The organism is Streptomyces sp. P3, assembly GCF_003032475.1.
GTDB lineage: Bacteria > Actinomycetota > Actinomycetes > Streptomycetales > Streptomycetaceae > Streptomyces.
Genome location: NZ_CP028369.1, coordinates 2,158,940 through 2,183,246 on the forward strand (window position 1 = coordinate 2,158,940; position 24,307 = coordinate 2,183,246).

The window sequence follows — 24,307 nt, forward strand, 5'->3', positions numbered from 1 at the left end:
GCGGTGGAGGGTGGCGGGCACGTTTCACGTGAAACATGGCTTCGCTGGTGTCAAGACTGCTTAGGTGATGGGCCCCGCTGCGTGGTGCGCCTGTCGGGCAGTGGATGTAATGGGCGCTGGGGCGGCCTGAGAAACGGGCTCTGTGAGTCCGGACTACTTTTCCATTTTCGTGATCTCGGTCACTCGCTAAAGTCGGAAAAATGCCCCATAAGCCGTGGGACGCGCGACTATCGTTGCTATAGAGTGCGTCCGATGTCAGTGGCGTGTGATATGACCGCGTATCGCAGCAGGTCAAAGCGGTGGCACTCGGTGCCTCAAAGTGCTTCAACCTAGGTGGAGTTCAACCTCGGTGAGCAACCGTGTGCACGTCGGCGACTTGACCCCGAGAGGCACCTACTGTCAGGCCCGTGCCATACCGTTGGAGCATCAACACCGAAGGGCGCGCCCGCCTTTGGGAAGAGGCTCCGGGCGCGCCCTCCTGACAACCAAGGAGAGCTATGCCCATCCCGGGTCTCGGTGGACTGTCGGTACTTGACAGCCACCTGCTTGCAACTCTCGCACGAGGGACTGACAGTCGCAAGAAAATCATGCTCCTGCTGGCTGTGGCCATGGCGTGCGTGATCAACGGCGACACGATGACGGGCGTTCTGCGCCAGGCCACATGGCTGGTGGTCGCGGTGATCGTGCTGATCGTCGTGCAGGCGATCGACGTGCGCCTTCCGCAGCCGCGTGTCAAGCCCGTTGTGGAGCCTGACACCAACGGCTGACACCAACGGCGGCGAACGCCAGTGGACGAGAGCGGCCCCCAGCGGTCGAGAGGCCGTCGCGAGGCTGGGAACCTTCCAGCTTCCGGGGGACCGTGATCGACCTGATAAGGATGAGGCCACAGGTTCAAATCCTGTTAGCCCCACCAGCCAGAAGACCCCCGGACCATCGGTCCGGGGGTCTTCTGACACGTCCAGTCGACACCAACGGCGGTGAACGGCTGCGGTCAGCCCCTCTCAGCCGATCAGCTGGTCCTCCCCGCCTGGAAGTCGTGGACCGCGAAGCTCGGTAACGAGGCCGGTGGCAAGCTCAGGGCCCGGGAGGCCGTGTACGGCGACTACGGGATCATGTAGGAGAATGTTCACGGCAACACCGCATACCTGTAACGCAGTTGCAAGGCCGGCCCCAAGCAGTACAGGACGGTGTGGGCACCGCGAAGGGCTGGGTCATCCGCCAACCGTCTCGCAGCGCGTCCCGGCTCAGGCCGTGGCGCGTGTCCCCGAGGAGAGTGCCCTTTGGGCCGTTACACCACAGCGCCCGCCCTGCTCGTCCTGCTGTTCACCACAGCCTGCTCGGGAGCCGGCAACGGTGACGCAAGCCCAGCCGCATCAAGCGCCGTCCCCTCCAGCGCCAGGTCGAGCAGCAGCGGCGACGGGGCGCCCAGCCCGGCGGCCACGCGATCGGCGCTCGACCTGCCCGCCGATGCGAAGATCCTCGTGCCTGTGACCAAGGGCAGTGGCAACACCGACCTGCCTGTTTTCACGCCGGAGACAGACGTGTACACCGTCTACGCTAGCTGCACCGGCGAAGGCAGGATGGCAATCGTCGACCGTAACGCTCCGGGAGATGACGCCACCAAGATCGGCTGCAACGGGCCCGTCACCGTCGGGCGTGTCTATACCGACACCACCGTCCAAAGGCTCTCCGTCCAGATACACGGTGGCACCGCGAATTGGACACTGGCCGTCGTGGCCGGTGGGTACTCCGTGTGACTTCGTCGAGTGCGTGCTGAGCGGGAAAACCGGTTCGACACGGGTCTCCACGGTATTCGATCATGCGTTCATGTCCTTGAGAGAGACCCTTGCCCGAGTCGACGCAGACCTGGCCGCCGGCCGGGTTCCGGTCGCGCGCCAGCGTTTGCGCGGTCTCGTCTCGTCCTTCCCGTCCGACCTGACGCTCCGTCGGCGTCTGGCCGAGGTGTACCGGCTCTACGGCGACGCTGCCGAGGCCGGACGCTGGACGTACCTCGAAGAGGACCGCGACGCCGACGAGACAGCCGCCTTCGAGGTCCGGTACGGGTCTCCGGGGCTGCGGATGAAGGCCCTCGCCTGGCGCGGCCCGGAGGCGATGGCTGCCACCTCGTTCGCGATGGGGCAACTGGCCGCGGTGCGGACCGCCTGTGCCGAGGAGTTCGGGCACCCCGTCGACTGGGACGACCCCGTCACCTACCTGGGCGATGTGGAGGACAAGCACGAGGGGCCGTCCGGACCCTGGTCGGTCGGCGGTGTGCTGGCAGGCGTCGGCTGCTTGGTGGCAACCCTTGCGTTCCTCGGGGTCTGGGTGGTCGGAGTCCTGGCCCTCTTCGACTGATCCAGGCCACCGCGGCCGACAGGAGGAGCCCGTAGGACGGCCGACGTCAAACGGCCGCTGAAGGCTCCGGTCAGCCGATGTGCGGGTACCTCGTTCCTCGGCCGTCTCGGCGGTCGTGGCTGCGTTTCCCTGACGACCGGCAGGCGGGGCGCTGGGCAGGTCAGATGGCCGGGCTTCGACGTTCGATCAGGACGACGTCACGCCACACGCCATGGTGCCGGCCAACGCGTTCACGGGTGCCGACGACCCGGAAACCCGCCCGTGCGTGGAGAGCGAGACTGGCGGCGTTCTCGGGGAAGACGCCGGACTGGATGGTCCAGACGCCCGCAGCCTCCGTCGATGTGATCAGTCGGCGGAGCAGGGCCCCGCCGATGCGGCGGCCGCGTGCGGCGGGGTGGACGTACACCGAGTGTTCGACGACACCGCTATGCACGCACAGGTCCGAGACCGGCGCCGCCGCGACCCAGCCCAGTACCTCGCCCAGGTCGTCGAGGGCGACGTACCGATGCCGGGGCAGCTTGGCGGCGTCGAACTCTGCCCAGGTGGGGGCGGTGGTCTCGAAGGTGGCGTTGCCCTCGTCGATGCCGAGTCGGTAGATCTTCAGAATCCCGTCGGCGTGCTCGGGGTTCATGGCGGTGAGGTGGATGCGGTCGGCCGCGCTCATGGCTACGCCTCCGGGACGATCCGTCTCAGCGCGAGCCCGGCGCCCGGGCGACGCGCTCACGCGGTCGCCTCGGCCGTCTGCGCGGGCGCCAGGAACGCGGACAGCCGGTCCAGCGTGCCGGGAAGCGCCCAGTAGTAGACCCATGTGCCCCGGCGCTCGCAGTCGATCAGACCTGCCTGCCGGAGCAGCTTCAGGTGATGGGAGATCGTGGGCTGTGACAGGTCGAAGGCCGGGGTCAGGTCGCACACGCAGACTTCACCGGCCGCCCGTGAGGCGATCATCGACATCAGGCGCAGCCGGACCGGGTCGCCCAGCGCCTTGAAGACCTTCGCCAGCTCGGCAGCCTGGACGTCGTCGAGCGGCGCGGTCGCCAGTCCTGCGCAGCAGGCGACGGACTCGTCGTCCTGACCGATCACCACAAGTTCTTGATTCGACATGCTTCTATGTTGACGTTTTTCGATCCAGGATGCAAGCTCGATATCGACAGTCATCAATGCAAGCAGTTGGGAGTCATGTCATGTCCCGTGCTCAGCTCGCCCTGCGCGTCAGCGACCTCGAAGCGTCGATCGCCTTCTACACGAAGCTCTTCGGCACCGAACCGGCCAAGCGGCGCGAGGGATACGCCAACTTCGCCATCACGGAACCCCCTCTCAAGCTCGTGCTGATCGAGGGCGGGCCCGGCGAGGAGACCCGCCTCGACCACCTCGGCGTCGAGGTCGAGTCCACCGACCAGGTTCACGCCGCCACCACCCGACTCAGGGACGCCGGCCTGGCCACCGTCGAGGAGAACGACACCTCCTGCTGCTACGCCCTCCAGGACAAGGTGTGGGTCCACGGCCCGGGCCGGGAGCCATGGGAGGTCTACGTGGTCAAGGCCGACGCCGACACCCTCGGCAAGGGCGTCGACCCCGACGGCGCCGGCGACGGCTGCTGCACCGGCCAGATCACCGAGGAGGCGGCCCCGGCCGGCGCGGGATGCGCCTGCGGTTGAAGCCCCGAAGCCGTGTAGCCGTGAAGTCCCGGTGTCGTGAAGCCTCGAAGCCGTGAAGTCCCGAAGCCGTGAAACCTCGAAGGCGCGAGCGGCAGTGGTCGGCCACGAAGCTCGTGTTCGTGCAATTCGCTGCCGCGGCCGGTGTGCCGGCCGTCTTGACCATGGCCCCCGGGTCGGACATGGCCGTCGTCGCCGGAGTGGCGTTCAGGGATGGCCCGTAGGGATGAGGAACGCACGGCGCCGGGATGGGGGACCGCGGGGGTGAGGGGCGGGGAGGGGGCGGGCGGCGGGCACGGCGAAGGCCCGGTGGCTCCTGGGGAGCTGCCGGGCCTGCTCGTGCGGGCTGTACGCAAGTTCGCCGTCACGTCGGGGAGGGGCGGGGACTCAGTTCTGCTGGGGGACGGCCGGTTCGGCGGGGTTTTCGGGGGTGCAGGACGTCGTGTGCTCGGCCGGTTCCGTGTCCGGCAGGCCGTGGTGGCGGCAGCTGGGGGACTTGCCGTGTGCCTCGGCGCGGATGCGCTGCTTCATCGTGGGGGGCAGGGAGCGGGCTTGGGACCGGAGCCAGGTCGACGACGACGCGGTAGGCCAGGCCGGCTCTTGCGCGGTGCCGAAGCCCTCCGCGCTGCGTGTCGGCCCGGTCAGGGCCGCGGCCGTCGCGGCGGTCGTCGTGATGAGTCCGAGCGCCGTGCACAGCGCGAGGAAGGCGGTGACGATGGCGGTCCACAGTTTCATGACGCGGTTGTCGGTCATGGTCCCTCACTTTCAGGTTGGGCGATTTGCGTACTTTCCTCATGATGTGTATGAGGGCCGCGAAGTGGTGGACCGACGCTCGCGGCGTGGCGTTGTTCCGATGAACACCACTCGGATGGGTGCAGGAGTGGAGAAATGGTCTGAAGGGTGAGCCAACAGGTGCCATCAGGGGCAAAAGTCACCCTCTGTGGAGATGTGATCACCTTCCGATCGGAGTGGTCCGATCCGCTTCTACTGCGCTACCGAAGGCGGGAGTTGAGGGCGGGCACAGGTCACCGATCGGTATCGGTCGGTGTGTATAGTCGGGCGCCAGAGATCCCCTACGCCAAGGAAAGACGAGGTAGCGCGGTGAAGAAGCTTCTCCTGGTCGCACTGGCCGCCATCGGCGGGCTCCTCGTGTACCGCCAGATCCAGGCGGACCGCGCCGAGCAGGATCTGTGGACGGAGGCGACCGACTCCGTGCCCACGGGTTCGTGAGTACCGACACCGAAGACTGAGCAGACCCCGGCCGCAGCTCGCGGTCGGGGTCTTGTGTTGCGGAACCCCCGCACTGTGGATACGGGCGGCCGGAGGCGGGCTTTTCGGACGCCCGTACGCAATGCGCGGGTGCCACGCGCGCGTGCCGGGCAGGATGGCCCACGTTCGGTCCAAGGGGAGGGGGCGGAGTTGATGACCCGGCGTGCGGGGCGTGGGAGTGCTGGGACGGCCCGATGGCGGACGGCCGTGCGGACCGCCGTCGTGGGAGCGGTGCTGTGCGCGGCCCCGGCGACACTGCCCGGTCCGCCCGCGACGACCCCGACGGCCGCGACTACCGCGGTTTCTGCGACCACTGCGACGACCGTGAGGGCCGCGACAGCGGCCAGGACTGTGACAGCGGCCAGGACTGTGACGGCCGCCAGGACTGCGACGACTGCGACGGCCACGCCGAAGGCCCCGGGCGCCCCGTCCTACGCCTTCGCGGACGACGTCCGCTCCGCACCTGCGGCCACGGGCACCACCGGCGCCGTGAACCTGGACCCCGGCGCGACCTACCGCAGTTCCCTCGAGAGCGAGGGGAAGGCCTACTACCGCCTCGAACTCGACGGCACGTCGAACGCGTACGTCGCCGTCACGGCCGTGCCCCGGGCGGACGCCGAGCTCTCCGTCGGCGACGGCGTCAGCGTCGCCGTGCAGAACGCCGACGGCGCGTCCTGCTCCCGCGACACGGCGACCGTCGGGGCGTCCAAGAGCCCGCAGCCGATCACCGCGTGGGGCGCGCGCGAGCTTGTCCCCGGCAGGGGGCTGTGCCGGAAGGCCGGGACCTACTACGTGATCGTGGAGCGCACCGCCGTCCGCGCGGGCAGCGGCCGCGGAGATGGTGACAGAGGTGTCGGCCCGGGTGCCGGCGGCGAGGGGACGGCTCCCGTCGCGGCGCCCTGGGAGCTGGAGCTCGCGCCCGTCTCCGAGCCCGCCCTGCGGAAGGCGGCCGCCACACGCGGGCCCGAGGCGTGGGACTCCGCGACGCCCACGCCACCCGTTGCCGAACCGGTGGCCGTGCGGGGCGGAGCCGGTTTCACCGACGCCACCGCCGTGCGGCAGGGCGTCTGGCGCGACGCGATCCTCCCCGGCCAGACCCTGTTCTACGAGGTGCCCGTCGACTGGGGCCGCCAGGTGTCCGCCGCGGTCGACCTGGGGAGCGCCGACAAGGACTCCGGCTATGTGGCCGATGCCCTGGGCATGACCCTCTACAACCCGGTGCGAGCCGAGGTCAAGGGCACCGCCGTGGGGTACGGCGGCACCCAGAAGTCGACGGCGCTGCCCCCGCTCCCGCCGGTCGGCTACGCCAACCGCTACGCCTCCACCACCTCCACCAAGTCCCTGCGCTTCGCCGGCGCGTACTACCTGGTGGTGCACCTCGCGGCCCAGGTGGGCGACCGGTTCGGGGAGGGCTCCTACGGGCTGACCCTGCGGGTCACGGTGGGCGGCCGGACACAGGACGGGCCGGGGTACGCGGCGCGGTCGGCGCCGCGCGGGATCTTCGACGTCGGCGCTCCGGACCGGGAGCCGGAGGCGGCCGGGAGCGCGGGCACCGTCGACGCGTCGAGCAGCGGGACGCCGGGCGGTGACCCCGCGATGAAGGCGGTGGCGGTGGGCGGCATCGGCGCCGGCAGCCTGCTGCTCACGGTGCTCGGGGTCTGGACCCTGACCGCGCGGCGCCGGGCCGCGGCTCAGATGCGGGCCAGCGCCCAGAACCCCACCGCGTAACAGGCCAGGGCGAGCAGCAGCAGGGGCACCACGACCTTCACCGGCGGCCCCGGGCGGCCCCGGCGGGCGGCGCGATGCCCCCGGCGGCCGGTCCGCGACGAGGCCGCCGACGCGGCGGGTGCGTGCTGCGGGTGCTGCACGTGTTGTACGTGCTGAGCGGGCCAGGGATCGCGGGCGGTGTACGAGGCGGTCGAGGAGGTGTCGGCCCCCGGCTCACGGGTGGGCAGGGCGAACGTGGACTCGTACGCGGGCCGGTAAGTGGGCTGGTACGAGGGCTCGTACGTGGGCTCGTAGGTGGGCTGTCGGTGAGAGGAAGCGGGGGAGACGGGCGGTGGCGTGTGGCCGGGAGGACGGGACGCGGGCAACTGCCCGGACGCCGGCGCGGAGCGGAACGAGCCGCTCGTCGGCTGCGGCGGCGGCAGAGGAAAGCTTCCGGAGTCCGACATCGACGGGGCGGGCGAGGGGGCCTGCGAATGAGTCGGGGTCGGGATGGGCTCGGGGGGCGTGGCGGACGCGGGAGCGGGACACGGAACGTGCCCGGGACCGGGCGGAGGGGCGGCGGGCCGGGGCGGAGCCTGAGCAGGCGCGGTGGACGGCCGGGACGGCACGGACGCGGCGTTCGGGTGGGTGGGAACCGGTGGGTCGGCGGGCCGGGGCGCGGGGTTCCCGCGACGGGTGGTCGAGTCACCGGACCGGGGCGCGGGGCCGTCGGGACCGAACCCCGCGGGCAGCGGCCCGAGTTGGTCGAATATCTCGATCAGCTCGTCGTCCGGTCCCGGCTCCGGAAGGAGTTCGGCGGCCGCTGCGAGCGCCTTTCGCGCTCCGGTGGCCGTACGGAAGCGCGCCTGCGGGTCCGGCTGCAGGAGGGTGGCCACGACCTGCCACAGGGGCTCGGGGACGTTCTTGGGCGCGCCCGGCGTTCCGTGGTCCGCGAAGTGCTCGACCAGGGCCTTGGCGTCCGGCTTGGCCCCCTCGAGCAGGTACAGGGCGACCAGTCCGACCGCGAACAGGTCGGCCGGGAAGTCGGGGTCGGCGCCCAGCATCTGCTCGGGTGCGAGGTAACCCGGCGTCCCCACCACGAGGTCGGTGTCGGTCAGCCGGGGCTCGCCCAGCCGCATCGCGATGCCGAAGTCGGAGAGCCTGAGGCGCGGCCGGGCCGTCCCGGTGGCCTCCAGCAGGACGTTGGCGGGCTTGATGTCGCGGTGCACGACGCCTTCCGCATGGACCGCGGCGAGCCCGGAGAGCAGTTGGTCGAGCAGCGTGCACACGAACACCGGCGGCAGGGGCCCGTAGTCGCCGATGAGGTGGGCCAGTGAACCGCCGGCCACCAGGTCCATGGTGAACAGGACCTTGTCGTCGTCGGCGGCCCAGCTGGCGGGCGCGAGCACATGGGGATGGTCGATCCGCAGCGCCTGCTCGCGCACGAAGCGCAGCAGCGCGTGCGCGTCGCTCTGCTGGAGCACCTTGGCGGCGACGTAACGGCGGCGGCGATGGTCCCAGGCGCGCCAGACCGCGCCGACCCCTCCGCGGCCGATCGGGTCGGCCAGTTCGTACCGTGCGGCGAAGACCTCACCCATGGCAGTGCGTCGCTCCTCCCCCTCGCCCCTACGGGTTCTCCCCCTTGCTACCCCCGTGACGGGCGATACGACCCCCGTGTCTCCCGCGGACTTCACGAGCCCCGCGCGTCCCGTGAACCCTTTGGTGTCCCCCGTGTCCCCCGTGTCCCCCGTGTCCCTCTTGCGCCCGTGTCCCCCGTCACGTGGTGTTTCCCGGTGCTGATCCGCGGTGCCGGCTGCCGCCCCCGCGGGCTGCCGATCTCCCGGCTGCCGAACCCCCTTCGGCTACCGGGCTCCGCGCTCAGCTCTGGTGGGACTGGTAGTGCGTCACGGCGTCGGAGGTGCGGCCGGCGCCGTACACCCGCAGGAACTCGGCCAGTTCGGGGTGGGTCGGGGCGAGCGAGTCGGCGGCGTCGATGATGTCGCCGGCGGCGGCCACCGAGCGCAGCAGCGACTGGATCTCGCGGACGACCCGCTTGACCGTGGGCGCCCCCGAACCGGTCGTCGACTGTGTGGCGTTGCTGAGCACCGATCCCCCCTGCGACCGTTTGATCTCGTCCATGCGCTCGGTCGCCTCGGCGGCGCTGACGCTGCCGTCCGCGACCTGTGCGGCCAACTCCTGGAGCAGCTGCACCCGCTGCACCACCGCCGGATTGCCGATCTTCGCCCGCTGACCGCTCATCAGCTGCGACAGCATCGGCGCCGACAGTCCCAGCACCCCCGCGAGACGAGCCTGGTTGAGGCCAAGATCGTCGATGAGCTTACGGAAGAGCGCCCCCAGTGGCTCCCCGTACCAGTTCCGCTGCAGATCCCGCGCTCTAGCGGTCGCTTCCTGCTGTGCGGCGTCCATTGCGTCTCCCCATCGCTTCCCCAGAAACCGCGGTTCGCTGTAGCGAACCACGTCCGAGCATCTTACGGAGAGTGGTCATCCGCGGGGACCCCCAATCTTTTTGCGAGATACCCCCGGTGACCCGGTACTCTGGTCTGCGGCGCCCGCCGGGACGAGCTCGATCCGGCCGGACGTCACCTTCCGGGGCCTTAGCTCAGTTGGTAGAGCGCTGTCTTTGCATGGCAGATGTCAGGGGTTCGACTCCCCTAGGCTCCACGACAAAGACCCCTCCCACCTGCGGTGACGCAGATGGGAGGGGTCTTTTGGCGTGCTGGGGCGCGGTGCTGATCCGGTCCGCGGCCGCCCGGCGGCTACCGGCCCGCCATCGGCCGGCCTGCTCAGCCGCGGTCGTCGCGGTTCGCGGCTTCTTCCTCGGCCTGCTTGGCCTGGACCTCGGGGTCCAGAACGGCCGGATCGACGCTGCCGTCGACCGACGTCAGCGTGGTGCCCGAGGCAGGCACCTCCGTGGCAGCCGGCGGCTCGACCAGCCAGTCAGGGTTGGCCTGCTTGTCCCACCACCGGTAGGCCGCGTACGCGCCACCGGCGACGGCGCCCAGCACGGCCAGCGCCTTGGCGAGCTTGCCCGCCCTGGCACGCCGCCGGTGCTTGCGCACCAGTTTCTCGATCTCCTTCGGCGTCACCTGACCGCGCAGGGCGGCCAGCGCGGCGGCGCCACGGGCGGCGGCTTCTTCCTTCACGGGGCCGGCCGCGGCCACCGCCTGCTCGATCTTCGGCCGGGAATAGTCGGCCGCCTGCCGGGCGGCAAGGCGGGTACGGACGGCCGCTTCGTGCGCGGCCAGGTCGACCTTCGGCGGGACGTGCGTCAGGGCCTGCTCCAGGCGCGGGGCGACGTGGGCGCCGTACTGGACGCGGGCCTGTTCGGCGGCCAGCGACACCTTGGGCGCGAGCCGTACACGAGCCTCATGCGCATAGAGCGCGGCCCGTTCCTTGGCCGTGTCGGCGTAGGGCGCCACCACTTCCGCGGCGTGCAGCACGCTTTCCTTCGCCGAGCCGGTCGCGGCGCGCACGCTGTCGATGCGGGTCACGGGTTCCTCCTCCTCGGTGGCGTACGGTATTTCGACTTTCCACCCTTTTACGGATCATGCCTGCCGAGTGCGTTCGCGGCATGTGCGGGCGGGCATACGGGTGCCGATCACGTGCGATAGCGGACGTATACGGGACACATTCCGGGCAATGGCAACAGAGGTCAGACAGAGCGACAAAACCGACGATGCCACGGATCGGCCCCGCTCGCCCCGTCCCGGAGGAACTCCGGCGCGTTTTCCCTGCCGGAAGCGCCTGCTGCGAACCCGGACGGACCCGCCCTCACGGGCACGGACCCGCCCCGGGAAACCAGAAGGACCGGGACGGACCCGGGGGACCCGGAACCGGCGGTTCGGCTTCCGGTGCCCTGGACCGTGCGAGGATCGAGGGGTCACAGGAAGACGACGGAAGGCAGATCAAGATCGTGGCCGAGCACCTGTACGCCACCCTGAAGACCAACCTCGGCGACGTCGAGATCCGGCTCTTCCCGGACCAGGCCCCCAAGACGGTCAGGAACTTCGTCGAGCTCGCCACCGGCGAGCGCGAGTGGGTCAACCCCGCGACGGGCGTGAGGTCCAAGGCCAGGCTCTACGACGGCACCGTCTTCCACCGGGTGATCAGCGGATTCATGATCCAGGGCGGCGACCCGCTGGGCAACGGCACAGGTGACCCCGGCTACTCGTTCGCGGACGAGTTCCACCCGGAACTGCGATTCGACAGGCCCTACCTGCTGGCCATGGCCAACTCCGGCCCGGGCACCAACGGCTCGCAGTTCTTCATCACCGTCTCCCCGACGGCCTGGTTGAACCGCAAGCACACCATCTTCGGCGAGGTCACCGACGCGGCCAGTCAGAAGGTCGTCGACTCCATCGCGACGGTCCGGACCAATCCGCGCACGGAGCGTCCGCTGAAGGACATCGTCATCGAGTCGGTCGTCGTGGAGCGCCGCGCGACCTGAGTCCGGACGCCCGGCGGGCCTTCGGGAACCAAACACCCTGCTGGTCCGTATGGATGAGCAGGGCGGTTCCTTCACCTGCTCCGACGACTTCAGACCACCCACTGGGAGCCCACATGGACCAGGCGTCCGGCAGCCGGCAGGACGACGCACACAGCGGCCTGCCCGTCTGCTATCGGCACCCCGACCGGGAGACCGGCGTGCGCTGCACCCGCTGCGACCGTCCGATCTGCCCGGAGTGCATGGTCAGCGCCTCCGTCGGCTTCCAGTGCCCTTCGTGCGTCCGCGAGGGCTCCGGCACCGGTCACGCCCCGAACGCCTCGCAGCCCCGCACGATCGCGGGCGGCGCGGTGGCCGCCGACCCGCACCTGGTCACGAAGGTCCTCATCGGCCTCAACCTGGCGGTGTTCCTGCTCGTGCAGGTGCGTCCCTCGGTGCTGGAAAACCTTGCGATCATCGGGCAATGGCCGCCCGCGCCCTTCCGACCGACCGAAGGTGTGGCCGAGGGAGAGTGGTACCGCCTGGTCACCTCGATGTTCACGCATGAGGCGATCTGGCATTTCGCGTTCAACATGCTCAGCCTGTGGTGGCTCGGTGGCCCCCTCGAACGGGCCCTGGGGCGGACGCGATACCTCGCGCTCTACTTCGTCTCCGGCCTCGCCGGCAGCGCCCTGGCCTACCTGCTCGCCTCGCCGGGTACCGTCACCTACGGTGCTTCCGGAGCCATCTACGGCCTCTTCGGAGCCACCGCGGTGCTGATGCGTCACCTGCGCTACGACATGCGGCCGATCATCGCGCTGCTCGTGATCAACCTGATCTTCACCTTCAGCCCTGGCACGAACATCTCCTGGCAGGGGCACGTCGGTGGCCTGGTCGCCGGCCTCGTCGTCGGCGCCGCCATGGTGTACGCGCCGCGCGAGCGCCGCGCCCTCGTCCAGTTCGGGACCTGTGCGCTGATGCTGGGCGTGGTCCTCCTCGTCACCCTCCTGAGGACCGCCCAGCTCACCTGAGCGCGCTGTTGTCCACAGTCTGTGGCGAATCTTGTGCACAAAGTGCGGGAACAGCTGCGCCCCCTGCCGTCGAACCGCGTTTCCGCAGTTCAGGCAGGGGGCGAACAGCCTTTCGAGTGAACGTGACAGCCGGTAGTTACGTCACACCGGCGTCAACCTCCCAGAAGTTATCCACAGATCGTCGTTCTTTCCCCAAGTGTGGAAACCGCTGTGGATAACTCTGTGGAGAGCCATGGGCAGAGCTGGTCAGCGGCGTCGGGCGCCCGTCACTTCCACTGGGTGGAGACGCCGAACCCGGCCGCGATGAACCCGAAGCCGACCACGATGTTCCAGTTGTTCAGCTGGTCGATGGGCAGGGTCCCGTCGGTGACGTAGAAGACCACGATCCAGGCGAGCCCGATGATGAACATGGCCAGCATCACCGGTGCGACCCAGGCGCGACTGTTCAGCTTGATCGCGGTCGCCTGCTTCGCCGGAGGGGGCGTGTAGTCGGCCTTCTTGCGGATACGTGACTTCGGCACGAGGGTCTCTCCTGTCGATGCGCTGCGTGGCCGCGCAGGTGCTGGGTCGGGCTCGGGGGCTGCGTACTAGGGGGCTGCTGGGCTCCCCCGGGCGTCCGTTAGCGTAGTGCTTCTACGGCGCTGAAGGAGATAAGGGTACGTTGAGCAATTCTGCCGACTCCCCCCGGACGGGATCAACGGGTTCCACGCCCGATCCCGGACACGATTCTTCATCAGTGTCCTCGGCGGCCCCGGACGCGGTCCCTCCGCTTGCTCCCCCTCCCGGCCGCAGGGGCGGTTTCGGCGGCTTCCGGCCGGTGCGGCTGCTCACCGTGGGCGTCTTCGCCCTGGCCGGCCTCCTCTTCTTCACCAGCTTCACCACCGCCAAGGGCACCAACATCCGCACGGACGCCTCCCTGCTGAAGCTGTCCGACCTCATCCAGGAGCGCAGCCAGAAGAACGGCGAGCTGGACGAGGCGAACGGCGCCCTGCGCGACGACGTGGAATCGCTGGCCGAGGCCGACGACGGCAGCACCCAGGCCCAGGACGACAAGCTCGCCGGGCTGGAGAAGAGCGCCGGCACCCAGAAGGTCAAGGGCCGGGCGGTCACCGTCACACTCAACGACGCCCCGCCGAACGCCACCGCCAAGCTCCCCGGCTACCCGGAGCCGCAGCCGGACTACCTGGTCATCCACCAGCAGGACCTCCAGGCCGTCGTGAACGCGCTCTGGCAGGGCGGTGCCCAGGGCATCAAGGTCATGGACCAGCGGCTGATCTCCACCAGCGCCGTCCGCTGCGTCGGCAACACCCTGATCCTCCAGGGCCGCGTCTACTCCCCGCCGTACAAGATCCAGGCGGTGGGGGACCCGGAGAAGATGCAGCAGGCGCTCGCGGACTCCCCGGCGATCCAGAACTACATGGTCTACGTGAACGTCTACGGCCTCGGCTGGAAAGTCACCGAGGACGGGACGGTGACTCTGCCGGGTTACTCGGGCACAGTGGATCTGCACTACGCCAAGCCTGTGGAGTAGCGGAGCAGCGGCCGCCGGGGGGCGCCTGTGTCGGTGCGGGTGATCGTCAGGACGTTCAGCGAACTGTGCGTCACCGTGGGCGCCGTCATCGTTCTCTTCGTGGTCTATGTGCTGTTCTGGACGGGAGTGCGGGCGGACCGGGCCATGGACGACCAGATCGACGCCCTGCACGATCAGTGGGACCGGCAGGCCGCGGCACCCGACCCGGGCGCGAGCCCCACCGGTGCCACGCGGCAGCCGTCCTATCGCAGCGGCCGGCCCTTCGCGGTGATGTACATACCGCGTCTCGGTTTCACGTGGAACAAGCCGGTGCTCGAGGGGACGTCGACCGGCACCCTCAAGAGGGGGCTGGGCCACTACGCCGGGACGGCCGGACTCGGGCAGACCGGGAACTTCTCCGTCGCCGGCCACCGCCGGACCTACGGTGACCCGTTCAGGGACTTTCCCGAGCTCAGACGGGGCGACGCCGTCGTACTGACGGACGGGACGACCTGGTTCACGTATCGGATCGACAAAGGGCCCTACAAAACAGTGCCCTCGGACGTCGAGGTGATCGACGCTGTGCCACGTAAGTCGGGGTACACGCGTCCGGGCCGGTACCTGACGTTGACCACGTGCGATCCCGAATGGGGCCACAGTCACCGGCTGATCGTCTGGGCGCACCTGGACTCCACCCAGCCCGTGGAGGCAGGCGAACCGAAGGCTCTGCGCCGTTAGTCTGGTGCTGTACGGCGTGAGTCAGGTGCCGTGGTGCGACGGAAGGGACGGCATGTACGGCTGGATCTGGCGGCATCTGCCGGGAAACGCGTGGCTCAAGGCGCTGATCTCGATCGTGCTGGTGACGGCTGTGGTGTACGCGCTCTTCCAGTACGTCTTTCCGTGGGCCGAACCGCTGCTTCCCTTCAACGATGTGACGGTGGACAACCAGTGAGCGCGCGCATTCTCGTCGTCGACAACTACGACAGCTTCGTCTTCAACCTGGTCCAGTACCTGTACCAGCTGGGCGCCGAGTGCGAGGTCCTGCGCAACGACGAGGTCTCCACGGCCCACGCGCAGGACGGCTTCGACGGCGTTCTGCTGTCCCCCGGGCCCGGTACGCCCGAGGAGGCGGGTATCTGCGTCGAGATGGTCCGCCACTGTGCGGACACCGGCGTCCCCGTCTTCGGGGTCTGTCTGGGCATGCAGTCGATGCAGGTGGCGTACGGCGGGGTCGTGGACCGCGCCCCGGAGCTGCTGCACGGGAAGACCTCGCCGGTGGAGCACGAGGGCAGGGGTGTCTTCGCCGGTCTGCCCTCGCCGTTCACCGCGACCCGCTACCACTCGCTGGCCGCCGAGCCGGCGACGGTGCCCGCCGAGCTCGAGGTCACCGCCCGGACCCACGACGGCATCATCATGGGTCTGCGTCACCGGGAACTGCCCGTCGAGGGCGTGCAGTTCCACCCGGAGTCGGTGCTGACCGAGCACGGGCACCGGATGCTGGCCAACTGGCTGGTGGAGTGCGGCGACGAGGGCGCGGTGGCGAGGTCGGCGGGGCTCGCCCCGGTGGTGGGCAGGGCCACGGCGTGACCGCGCTGCGGCCCGAGCGCGAGGACTCGTACGGCGCCGCGTCGTACGAGTCCTTCGGCGGTGATCCGTACGGCGACGACCCCTACACGGAGCAGTCGTACCGGCCGCCCGCCGACGAGGAGACGGTGGCGCTGCGGATTCCCCCGTCGGCCGCGTTCGACCGCGGGCCCGTACCCGCCCCTGGGGCCTCAGTCCGCGCCCCGGCCCCCGGAACCCCTGCGGGCGGTCGAGCGGCCCGCAGGAAGGCTGCCAAGGGGCGCCGTGGGCGTCACGGCGGTCCGAGTGAGGCGTCCGAGTCGTACAACGGCTCCGACGCGCCCGCGCAGGACGAGCGGCCCCTGTCACGCGTCGAGGCGCGCCGCCGGGAGCGGGCGCGCAAGCCGAGCCCGGCGGTGGTCGCCAGCCGCGCGGTCGGCGAGGTGTTCATCACCACGGGCGTGCTGATGCTGCTCTTCGTGACCTACCAGCTGTGGTGGACGAACGTGCGGGCCCACGCGCAGGCGGACCGGGAGGCGAGCAGCCTCCAGGACGACTGGGCCAGCGGCAAGCGCGCTCCCGGCGCGTTCTCGCCGGGGCAGGGCTTCGCCATCCTGCACATCCCCAAGCTGGACGTGGTGGTGCCGATCGCCGAGGGCGTCAGCAACAAGAAGGTCCTCGACAAGGGCATGGTCGGTCACTACGGCGAGGGTCCGCTGGCGACGGCGATGCCCGACGCGAAGACCGGGAACTTCGGGCTCGCGGGCCACCGCAACACGCACGGCGAGCCGTTCCGGTACATCAACAGGCTGCAGGCGGGCGACCCCATCGTCGTGGAGACGCAGAACGAGTACTTCGTCTACAAGATGACGTCGACGCTGCCGGTGACCGCGCCGAGCAACACGAGCGTCCTGGATCCGGTGCCGCCGGGCTCCGGACTCACCGGGCCGGGCCGGTACATCACCCTCACCACCTGTACGCCGGAGTTCACCAGCAAGTACCGCTTGATCGTCTGGGGCAAGATGGTCGAGGAACGGCCGCGCAGCAAGGGCAAGCCGGATGCGCTCGTCGAATAGGCGTGCGGTCCTGTAGACGTGCGGCCTCAGGTGTGCAGCGAGTAGGGGCAGATGAACGTGGCAGCGACCACCGGCGACACCGAGCACGAAGAGCACACGCGCGTGGACGCGTCCGGGCCGGCGCCGCGCCGCAGGGGCGGACGTGTCGCCCAGGCCGTCAGCGTCCTCGGGGAGCTCCTCATCACGGTCGGCCTGGTGCTCGGCCTGTTCGTCGTCTACTCCCTGTGGTGGACCAACGTCGTCGCCGACCGGCACGCGGACCGGCAGGGCGACAGGGTGCGCGACACCTGGGCGCAGAAGGACACCGGCCCGGGAGCGCTCGACACCAAGGACGGCATCGGCTTCCTGCACGTCCCCGCGATGCGGAACGGGGAGGTGCTGGTCGCCAAGGGCACCTCGGCGAAGATCCTCAACGAGGGCGTCGCCGGCTACTACACGGACCCGAGCAGGGCGACGCTGCCGATGACGGGTGAGAAGGGCAACTTCACCCTCGCCGCCCACCGGGACGGCCACGGCGCGAAGTTCCACAACATCGACAAGCTGGAGAAGGGCGACCCTATCGTCTTCGAGACGAAGGACAAGTGGTACGTCTACAAGGTGTACGACATCCTCGACGAGACCTCGAAGTACAACGTGCAGGTCCTCGCCCAGGTCCCGAAGGAGTCGGGGAAGACGAAGGCGGGCCACTACATCACCCTGACGACCTGCACCCCCGTGTACACGTCCCGGTACCGGTACGTGGTGTGGGGGGAGCTGGTACGGGTCGAGAAGGTCGACGCCGACCGCACCCCGCCGAAGGAACTGAGCTGACGGTCCTCGTCGCTTCAGCCTGGTTCGCTTTCGAACCGGACCGCCTCACCCCGATGAAAAGGTGCCGGCCCCCGATCACGAAGGGGGCCGGCACCTTGTTGTCCGTGGAGACCGTCAGCCCTCTTCGAGAGCCGGGGCTTCCGGTTTCCGTGCCCGGCTAGCCGCCGGCTCCGCCGAAGAAGCCGCCGCCGCCGTTGTTGCCGCCGTTGTTGTTCTTGAAGGCGAACAGGTTGACCGTCTGCCCCTTGTTGACCGTGCTGCCGGGGGCCGGGTCGGAGTTGACGACCTGGGCGTCGTCGTCCTGGGAACCGGCGATGTTGCCGACGTTCAGGCCGGCGTCCTGCAGCGCCTTCTTGGCGTCCTTCAGGGACATGCCCTGGAGGTTGCCCGGGACCTGCGTCTGCTCGGGCTGGGTGCTCTTGCCGATCTGGATCTGGACCTTGGAGCCCTTGTCGGCCTTCGAACCGATCGACGGCACGGTCTGGATGACCTTGCCGACCTGGTTCTGGTCCTGGGTGTCGACATCGACGCAGTCGCCCTTGAGGCCGTTCTGCTGCATCTGTGCCTTGGCCTCGTCACAGCTCTTGTTGGAGACGTCGGGGACGGTGGACTTCTCCTCGGCCTTGGCGATGGTGAGGGTGATGGTGGCACCCTTCTCCACCTGCGCACCGAGCTTGGGGTCCTGGCCCGTGACGGTGCCCTCCTCCTCGGTGGACACCTCTTCCTTCGTCTCGACGTTGAACTGGTACTGGTCGCTCTCCAGGATCTTCTTCGCCTCGTCCAGGGTCTTGCCGAGGACGGTGGGGACGACCACCTTCGGCGCGCCTGTGGAGACGACGAGTTTCACGGTGTCGCCCTTGTTGACGTTCTTGCCGAATGCCGGGTCCTGCGTGCAGATGCTGCCCTTGGGCTGGTTCTCGCAGGGGCCCTCGGTGCTCTGCACCGTCAGTTCGACGTTGTCGGCCATCGTCTTGGCGCGATCCAGGGTCTGGCCGACGAAGTTCGGGACGGCGAACGGCTTGTCCGCGGCGCGGTCGCTGACCACCCACTTGCCGATCAGGACCGCGCCCACCAGGACCAGCACCGCGGCGACTACCAGCAGGATCGTCGAGGTGTTCGACTTCTTCTGGCGGCGCCGGTCGGGGCGGTCGTCGTAGCCGTAGCCACCGTCGTCCGGGTTCATGGGCGGCAGCATCGACGTGGCGCCGGCGTCCGCCGAGCGCATCGCCGTCGTCGCCTGGTCGTCGCCGTACCCGCCGTAGCCGACCGAGCCCATCGCGGCCGTGGCGGCGACCGGCTGGCCGTCGAGGCAGGCCTCGATGTCCAGGCGCATCTCGTCGGCGGACTGATAGCGGTAGTTCGGGTCCTTGACCAGCGCCCGCAGGACGATCGCGTCCATCTCGGGGGTGATCTCGGGGTCGAACACGCTCGGCGGCTGCGGCTCCTCCCGGACGTGCTGGTAGGCCACCGCGACCGGGGAGTCCCCGACGAAGGGCGGCCGTACCGTCAGCAGCTCGTAGAGCAGACAGCCCGTCGAATACAGGTCGGAGCGGGCGTCGACCTGCTCGCCCTTGGCCTGCTCCGGCGAGAGGTACTGCGCCGTGCCGATGACCGCCGACGTCTGCGTCATCGTCATGCCGGAGTCGCCCATGGCGCGGGCGATGCCGAAGTCCATGACCTTGACCTGGCCGTTGCGCGTCAGCATGACGTTCGCGGGCTTGATGTCGCGGTGGACGATGCCGGCTCTGTGCGAGTACTCCAGCGCCTGGAGGATGCCGATGGTCATCTCCAGCGTCCGCTCCGGCAGCAGCTTGCGGCCGGAGTGGAGCAGCTCGCGGAGCGTGGACCCGTCGACGTACTCCATGACGATGTACGGGATGGACACTTCGCCGATGTAGTCCTCGCCCGTGTCGTACACCGCCACGATCGCGGGGTGGTTGAGCGAGGCGGCAGACTGGGCCTCCCGGCGGAACCGGGCCTGGAAGGAAGGGTCGCGCGCGAGGTCCGCGCGCAGCGTCTTCACCGCCACGGTGCGGCCGAGGCGGGTGTCATGCGCGAGGTAGACCTCGGCCATGCCACCACGGCCGAGCACGTGGCCCAGCTCGTACCGGCCGCCGAGGCGACGCGGCTCTTCCATAGCTACCTACCAGCCCTCTCCGTCGGTCCCGCCCGGCACACATGTGCGGACGGAGGCTGCCGTCCGGGCATACCGTACCCGGACGGAGCTGTGTGACCTGGCCAAGCCCGTCACCCGATACGAGACCGGTATCGCAACGTGCACCGATGTGTAGGCGACGTGATGGGGGTCACTTCTTGTTGCCGATGACTGCCTTCATCACGTCCCTTGCGATCGGGCCGGCGAGACCGCCGCCGGTGATGTCGCCGCGGTTGGCCGCGCCGTCCTCGACGACGACGGCGACGGCGACCGGCGCGCTGCCGTCGGACAGCTTGGCGTACGAGATGAACCAGGCATACGGCTTCTCGCTGTTGTTGAGGCCGTGCTGGGCGGTACCGGTCTTGCCGCCGACCTTCACGCCGTCGATCTTGGCCTTGCCGCCGGTGCCCTGCGGGTCCTCGACGACGGTCTCCATCATCTGCTGCAGGGCCTGCGCGGTCTTCGCCGAGACGGCCTGGGACAGCTGCTGGGGCTCCGTGGTGTCCAGGGGGTCCAGGTTCGGGGCCCAGATCTGGTCGACCATGTACGGCTTCATCAGCTTGCCGTCGTTGGCGACCGCCGAGGCGACCATGGCCATCTGCAGCGGCGTGGCCCGGTTGGAACCCTGCCCGATGCCGTCCAGCGCGTTCTGCGGGGCGTTGTCCTTGGGGTAGATCGACTCGGCGGCGCGCACCGGGGTGTCCAGTTCGGCCTCGTTGAAGCCGAACTTGCCCGCCTGCTCGATCATCTTCTCGTTGCCGACGTTGTCGGCCATCTTCGCGAAGACGGTGTTGCAGGACACCATGAGCGCGTACCGCAGGTTCGCGTTCTTGCACTCGCCGTGCTCGTTGGTGAGCTTGTTCGAGGACTGCGGCAGCTTGAACGGGTCCGGGGTGTCGGTCTTGTCGTCGATGCTGGCGACCTCGCCGTTCTCCAGCGCCGCGGCGGCCGTGACCACCTTGAACGTGGAACCGGGCGGGTAGGTCTCACGCAGCGCCCGGTTGAGCATCGGGTCGTCGGGGTTGTTCTTCTTCTGGACCTTCTTCCACTCCTCGGCGTCCTTGTCGGAGGACCCGGCGAACTTCGAGGGGTCGTACGACGGAGTGGAGACCAGCGCGAGGATCTTGCCGGTGGACGGCTCGATCGCGGCGACCGCGCCCTTCTTGTCGCCCAGGCCCTGGTAGGCGGCCTTCTGCGCGGCGGCGTTGAGGGTGGTGACGACGCTGCCGCCCTCCTTCTCCTTGCCCGTGATCATGTCCAGGGTGTTGCGGAAGAAGAGCCGGTCGTCGTTGCCGCTGAGGATGCCGTCCTCCAGCTTCTCCAGCTGGTTGGCGCCGAAGGCCTGCGAGGAGAACCCGGTGACGGGCGCCCACATCGCGCCGTTGGTCCAGGTGCGCTTGAACTTGAAGTCGCCGGTCTTGTTCTCCACCGACCCTGTGATGGCCTTGCCGCCGACGATGATGTCGCCGCGCGGAGTGGCGTAGCGGGCGATGTTGACGCGGCGGTTCTCGTCGTCGTCCGCCAGGCTGCCGGCCTTCACGTACTGGAGGTAGTTGTCGCGGAGGAGCAGGGCGAGGACCAGGAGACCGCAGAAGAGCGCGATCCGGCGCACGGGCTTGTTCATGACGGGCGGACCACCTGGGTCATCTCGGCGTCGGGGGTGGAGGCGGGAACAGGGGCCGGTCGGCGTGCGGTGTCGCTGATGCGCAGCAGAATGCCGACCAGCGCCCAGTTGGCGATGACGGAAGAACCGCCGTACGCGACGAACGGCAGCGTCATGCCGGTCAGCGGAATGAGACCCATGACTCCGCCGGCCACGACGAAGACCTGGAGGGCGAAGGCACCGGAAAGGCCCACGGCGAGCAGTTTGCCGAACGGATCGCGGGCGGCGAGGGCTGTTCGCACACCGCGCTCCACGATCAGACCGTAGAGCAGCAGGATGGCCATGACGCCGGCCAGGCCGAGTTCCTCGCCGAAGGTGGCGAGGATGAAGTCGGAGTTGGCGGCGAAGCCGATGAGATCGGAGTTGCCCTGGCCGAGTCCCGTGCCGAGGGTGCCGCCGGAGCCGAACGCCCACAGGGCCTGCATCGCCTGCTCGGAGTGGATGACGCCGTCCTTGGTCCCGGCGCGGCTGAGCAGGTACTCCCCCATCGGGTCCAGCCAGGCCTGCACACGCGTCTGGATGTGCGGTTCGAAACTCGCCACACCGACGGCGCCGACCGCCGACATCATCAGGCCGAAGACGATCCAGCTGGTCCGTTCGGTGGCGACGTACAGCATGATGACGAACATTCCGAAGAACAGCAGCGACGTACCGAGGTCCGTCTCGAACACCAGGATGAGGATCGAGATCATCCAGATGACGACGATCGGGCCGAGGTCCCGGCCACGTGGCAGATACAGGCCCATGAAGCGTCGGCTGGCCAGGGCGAGGGCGTCTCTCTTGACCATGAGATAGCCGGCGAAGAACACCGCGAGAGCGATCTTCGCGAACTCGCCGGGCTGGACCGTGCCCAGTCCGGGGATGCTGATCCAGATCTTGGCACCGTAGATGTTCGCGCCGAGGCCCGGTACGAGCGGAAGGATCAGCAGGAGCAGCGCGCCGGCCATGGAGATGTAGGTGTAGCGCTGCAGGACGCGGTGGTCCTTGAGGAAGATCAGTACGGCTACCAGCAGGGCGACGCCCATCGCGGAGTACAGCAGCTGGCGCGGCGCGGCCTCGACATAGGCCTTGCTCTGCTGAAGCCGCTTCGACTGGTCGAGCCGCCAGATGACGACCAGACCGATGCCGTTCAGCAGCGTCGCCAACGGCAGCAGCAGCGGGTCGGCGTACGGCGCGAACTTGCGGACGGCGAGGTGCGCGACGCCGGCCAGCAGACCGAGTCCGAGCCCGTAGCTCAGCAGCCCGGACGGCACCTGCTCGTTGATCGCCAGGCCCACGTTGGCATAGGCGAACACCGGGATGAGGACGGCGAACACCAGCAGCGCGAGCTCGGTGTTGCGCCGGCTCGGCGTGCCGATCGAGCCGATCGTGGACGTGTGGTGCGTCGGCGAGTTGGTAGTACTGCTCATCGTGTGACGGGGCCTCTCACGGCTTGCCTACTGCTCACCGCACCGCGAGACGACCTTCTGCTCCTCCTCCGAAAGGCTCGGACCGGGGGTGGGAGTGGGGGTCGCGGGTGCGGACGGGGACGCGGTTGCCGAGGGGCTCGGCGATGCCTTGGACGTGAGGGAGACGGTGGTGGTTCCCGAGGCGGTGCCCCCCTGGCCCTCGGCGGTCTTGGAACCGGTCGACGAACCGGTCTTGGAACTGGTCTTCGAAGCGGTGGCGCCCGCCTGCTTCTTGCACGCGGAAGCCTGCACGGCCAGCTCGTCGATCTTCTTCTGGGCGTTCGGGAGACTGCCCTCGGCGATCGTCGCCTCGACCAGCTTCTGCTGGTACTGCGGGAGGTACTTGAGTTCGATCTCGGGGTGGTCCTTCTCCATCTTCGACAACGACACCCACGCCAGATCCTGGCTGATTCCCCGGTACAGGGCGACGTGCTCGCCGCTGGTGCCGACGTAGTACTGCGTCTGCGTCCAGCGGTAGCCGCCGTACAGGCCGCCGCCGATGACGGCGAGCGCGAGCACCCCGTAGAAGGATCTCTTCAGCCACCGGCGGCCCTTGCGCGGCTTGACGAAGTCGTCGTCGGTGTAGTCGCCGAAGCCGTCGGTGGGGATGAAGCCCGTGATGTCGCCGCCGGAGCCGGGCGGGCCGAACTGGCCGCCCCCGCCGTGGCCCTGCTGCCTGCGGCCGAGCCCCGAGGCGCGGCCTGCCGGGGTCTGCATGATGCCGTTGTCGTGCAGCTGGAGCTGGTTCTCGGCGACCGCGCCGACCACGACCGGGGTGTCGGACAGCTGCCCGGCGAGCGTGTCCCCGGTGTCCAGGTCGAGCACGTCGGCGACGATCACGGTGATGTTGTCGGGGCCGCCGCCGCGCAGCGCGAGCTGGATCAGCTCCTGCACGGTCTCCTGTGGGCCCTGATAGCTGGCGAGGGTTTCCTCGAGCGTCTGGTGGGACACCACGCCGGACAGGCCGTCGGAGCAGATCAGATAGCGGTCGCCGGCCCGCACCTCGCGGATCGACAGGTCCGGCTCCACGTGCTCACCGCTGCCCAGCGCCCGCATCAGCAGCGACCGCTGGGGGTGGGTGGTGGCCTCCTCCTCCGTGATGCGGCCCTCGTCGACCAGGCGCTGCACCCAGGTGTGGTCCTGCGTGATCTGCGTCAGTACGCCGTCCCGCAGCAGGTACGCGCGCGAGTCGCCGACGTGGACGAGACCCAGACGCTGCCCGGTCCACAGCAGGGCGGTCAGGGTGGTGCCCATGCCCTCGAGTTGCGGGTCCTCCTCGACCAGCGAGCGCAGCTGGTCGTTGGCCCGCTGGACGGCCGTGCCGAGCGAGGTCAGGACGTCGGAGCCGGGCACGTCGTCGTCGAGGGCGACGATCGTGGAGATGGCCTCCGAGGAGGCGACCTCACCGGCGGCGGCGCCGCCCATGCCGTCGGCGATGGCGAGCAGGCGTGGACCGGCGTAACCGGAGTCCTCGTTGCCCTCCCGGATCATGCCCTTGTGCGATCCGGCGGCGAAACGCAGTGACAGACTCATGCGCACCTCGCCCGTCGGCTCCGGGTACAGCCGGTCGTGTCGAGCCACACTGCCCACCCTCCGGTCGGGAGCACACCGGGGCCCTGAGTGC

The 24,307-nt window shown here is 69.2% G+C and carries 26 protein-coding genes and 1 tRNA gene; 16 read left to right on the forward strand and 11 right to left on the reverse strand.

Features of this window, described 5'->3' with window-relative positions; all coding sequences use genetic code 11:
• Positions 1–587 precede the first annotated feature (587 nt).
• The 4 genes from C6376_RS09645 to C6376_RS09660 all read left to right on the forward strand — a co-directional run bounded on the left by C6376_RS09645 (position 588) and on the right by C6376_RS09660 (position 2,355).
• Positions 588–767: a hypothetical protein gene (locus C6376_RS09645; RefSeq protein WP_254075890.1), complete on the forward strand. Its 180-nt coding sequence runs from the start codon at positions 588–590 to the stop codon at positions 765–767.
• A 210-nt stretch (positions 768–977) separates the two neighbouring features.
• Positions 978–1,118, forward strand: a complete 141-nt coding sequence (locus C6376_RS43775; RefSeq protein WP_159083191.1) for a hypothetical protein — start codon at positions 978–980, stop codon at positions 1,116–1,118.
• A 162-nt stretch (positions 1,119–1,280) separates the two neighbouring features.
• On the forward strand, positions 1,281–1,757 hold the full coding sequence (locus tag C6376_RS43780) for a hypothetical protein (protein ID WP_159083192.1): 477 nt from the start codon (positions 1,281–1,283) through the stop codon (positions 1,755–1,757).
• Positions 1,758–1,827: 70 nt separating this feature from the next.
• A complete protein-coding gene (locus C6376_RS09660) occupies positions 1,828–2,355 on the forward strand; it encodes a DUF6584 family protein (protein ID WP_107443046.1) in 528 nt (175 codons plus the stop codon).
• Between the two features lie 160 nt (positions 2,356–2,515).
• Here C6376_RS09660 and C6376_RS09665 read toward each other — a convergent pair whose 3' ends face one another.
• Both C6376_RS09665 and C6376_RS09670 read right to left on the reverse strand, forming a co-directional pair.
• Positions 2,516–3,019 carry a GNAT family N-acetyltransferase gene (locus C6376_RS09665; RefSeq protein WP_107443047.1) on the reverse strand — a complete coding sequence of 168 codons (504 nt, stop codon included), beginning with the start codon at positions 3,017–3,019 and terminating at the stop codon, positions 2,516–2,518.
• 56 nt (positions 3,020–3,075) lie between these two features.
• Positions 3,076–3,456 (reverse strand): helix-turn-helix transcriptional regulator, encoded by a 381-nt coding sequence (locus tag C6376_RS09670; protein ID WP_107443048.1) that lies wholly within the window; start codon positions 3,454–3,456, stop codon positions 3,076–3,078.
• Positions 3,457–3,536: 80 nt separating this feature from the next.
• Between C6376_RS09670 and C6376_RS09675 the strand changes: the two genes are divergently transcribed.
• Positions 3,537–4,010, forward strand: coding sequence for an ArsI/CadI family heavy metal resistance metalloenzyme (locus tag C6376_RS09675; RefSeq protein WP_107443049.1), 474 nt, complete (start codon positions 3,537–3,539; stop codon positions 4,008–4,010).
• A 384-nt stretch (positions 4,011–4,394) separates the two neighbouring features.
• Here the strand turns inward: C6376_RS09675 and C6376_RS09685 are convergent, their stop codons facing one another.
• Complete coding sequence (locus C6376_RS09685) at positions 4,395–4,760, reverse strand: DUF6344 domain-containing protein (protein ID WP_107443050.1); 366 nt, start codon at positions 4,758–4,760, stop codon at positions 4,395–4,397.
• 348 nt (positions 4,761–5,108) lie between these two features.
• On the opposite strand from C6376_RS09685, the gene C6376_RS44695 reads away from it, so the two are divergent.
• Entirely contained in the window at positions 5,109–5,237 is a 129-nt protein-coding gene (locus C6376_RS44695; RefSeq protein ID WP_003999697.1) for a DLW-39 family protein, read from the forward strand.
• 408 nt (positions 5,238–5,645) lie between these two features.
• Complete coding sequence (locus C6376_RS09695) at positions 5,646–7,004, forward strand: hypothetical protein (RefSeq protein ID WP_107443052.1); 1,359 nt, start codon at positions 5,646–5,648, stop codon at positions 7,002–7,004.
• Here C6376_RS09695 and C6376_RS09700 read toward each other — a convergent pair.
• Both C6376_RS09700 and C6376_RS09705 read right to left on the reverse strand, forming a co-directional pair.
• Positions 6,968–8,581, reverse strand: coding sequence for a serine/threonine-protein kinase (locus tag C6376_RS09700; RefSeq protein WP_107443053.1), 1,614 nt, complete (start codon positions 8,579–8,581; stop codon positions 6,968–6,970). The genes C6376_RS09695 and C6376_RS09700 overlap by 37 nt on opposite strands.
• A 280-nt stretch (positions 8,582–8,861) precedes the next feature.
• Positions 8,862–9,410: a DNA-binding protein gene (locus C6376_RS09705; protein WP_107443054.1), complete on the reverse strand. Its 549-nt coding sequence runs from the start codon at positions 9,408–9,410 to the stop codon at positions 8,862–8,864.
• Between the two features lie 182 nt (positions 9,411–9,592).
• On the opposite strand from C6376_RS09705, the gene C6376_RS09710 reads away from it, so the two are divergent.
• Positions 9,593–9,665, forward strand: a tRNA-Ala gene (locus tag C6376_RS09710).
• A gap of 122 nt (positions 9,666–9,787) precedes the next feature.
• Here C6376_RS09710 and C6376_RS09715 read toward each other — a convergent pair.
• On the reverse strand, positions 9,788–10,495 hold the full coding sequence (locus C6376_RS09715) for a DUF5324 family protein (protein ID WP_107443055.1): 708 nt from the start codon (positions 10,493–10,495) through the stop codon (positions 9,788–9,790).
• A gap of 422 nt (positions 10,496–10,917) precedes the next feature.
• Here C6376_RS09715 and C6376_RS09720 point away from each other — a divergent pair, with 422 nt between their 5' ends.
• The gene (locus tag C6376_RS09720) at positions 10,918–11,451 is read left to right on the forward strand and encodes a peptidylprolyl isomerase (RefSeq protein WP_107443056.1); all 534 of its coding nucleotides are present in this window, start codon (positions 10,918–10,920) and stop codon (positions 11,449–11,451) included.
• Between the two features lie 113 nt (positions 11,452–11,564).
• On the forward strand, positions 11,565–12,458 hold the full coding sequence (locus tag C6376_RS09725) for a rhomboid family intramembrane serine protease (RefSeq protein ID WP_107443057.1): 894 nt from the start codon (positions 11,565–11,567) through the stop codon (positions 12,456–12,458).
• 266 nt (positions 12,459–12,724) lie between these two features.
• Here C6376_RS09725 and crgA read toward each other — a convergent pair whose 3' ends face one another.
• A complete protein-coding gene (gene crgA / locus C6376_RS09730; protein WP_057576664.1) occupies positions 12,725–12,979 on the reverse strand; it encodes a cell division protein CrgA in 255 nt (84 codons plus the stop codon).
• Between the two features lie 296 nt (positions 12,980–13,275).
• Between crgA and C6376_RS09735 the strand changes: the two genes are divergently transcribed.
• From C6376_RS09735 to C6376_RS09760, 6 genes are read left to right on the forward strand one after another with little or no spacing between them, the layout of a single operon-like run.
• Positions 13,276–13,989, forward strand: coding sequence for a DUF881 domain-containing protein (locus C6376_RS09735; RefSeq protein WP_254076354.1), 714 nt, complete (start codon positions 13,276–13,278; stop codon positions 13,987–13,989).
• Positions 13,990–14,022: 33 nt separating this feature from the next.
• Positions 14,023–14,706: a class E sortase gene (locus C6376_RS09740; protein ID WP_107448865.1), complete on the forward strand. Its 684-nt coding sequence runs from the start codon at positions 14,023–14,025 to the stop codon at positions 14,704–14,706.
• A 16-nt stretch (positions 14,707–14,722) separates the two neighbouring features.
• Complete coding sequence (locus C6376_RS09745; RefSeq protein ID WP_173985540.1) at positions 14,723–14,920, forward strand: hypothetical protein; 198 nt, start codon at positions 14,723–14,725, stop codon at positions 14,918–14,920.
• Positions 14,917–15,555 (forward strand): aminodeoxychorismate/anthranilate synthase component II, encoded by a 639-nt coding sequence (locus C6376_RS09750; protein WP_107443060.1) that lies wholly within the window; start codon positions 14,917–14,919, stop codon positions 15,553–15,555. Before C6376_RS09745 ends, C6376_RS09750 begins: the two co-directional genes overlap by 4 nt.
• Positions 15,552–16,607, forward strand: coding sequence for a class E sortase (locus C6376_RS09755; RefSeq protein WP_107443061.1), 1,056 nt, complete (start codon positions 15,552–15,554; stop codon positions 16,605–16,607). Before C6376_RS09750 ends, C6376_RS09755 begins: the two co-directional genes overlap by 4 nt.
• A gap of 51 nt (positions 16,608–16,658) precedes the next feature.
• Positions 16,659–17,417: a class E sortase gene (locus C6376_RS09760; protein ID WP_173985615.1), complete on the forward strand. Its 759-nt coding sequence runs from the start codon at positions 16,659–16,661 to the stop codon at positions 17,415–17,417.
• Positions 17,418–17,574: 157 nt separating this feature from the next.
• On the opposite strand, the gene pknB is transcribed toward C6376_RS09760, so the two are convergent.
• From pknB to C6376_RS09785, 4 genes are all read right to left on the reverse strand, one after another.
• Positions 17,575–19,554: a Stk1 family PASTA domain-containing Ser/Thr kinase gene (pknB, locus tag C6376_RS09765; RefSeq protein WP_107443062.1), complete on the reverse strand. Its 1,980-nt coding sequence runs from the start codon at positions 19,552–19,554 to the stop codon at positions 17,575–17,577.
• Positions 19,555–19,723: 169 nt separating this feature from the next.
• Positions 19,724–21,196 carry a penicillin-binding protein 2 gene (locus C6376_RS09775; RefSeq protein WP_107443063.1) on the reverse strand — a complete coding sequence of 491 codons (1,473 nt, stop codon included), beginning with the start codon at positions 21,194–21,196 and terminating at the stop codon, positions 19,724–19,726.
• A complete protein-coding gene (locus tag C6376_RS09780) occupies positions 21,193–22,644 on the reverse strand; it encodes an FtsW/RodA/SpoVE family cell cycle protein (RefSeq protein WP_107443064.1) in 1,452 nt (483 codons plus the stop codon). Before C6376_RS09780 ends, C6376_RS09775 begins: the two co-directional genes overlap by 4 nt.
• A 27-nt stretch (positions 22,645–22,671) precedes the next feature.
• Positions 22,672–24,216: a Stp1/IreP family PP2C-type Ser/Thr phosphatase gene (locus C6376_RS09785; RefSeq protein ID WP_107448867.1), complete on the reverse strand. Its 1,545-nt coding sequence runs from the start codon at positions 24,214–24,216 to the stop codon at positions 22,672–22,674.
• Positions 24,217–24,307: the final 91 nt, after the last annotated feature.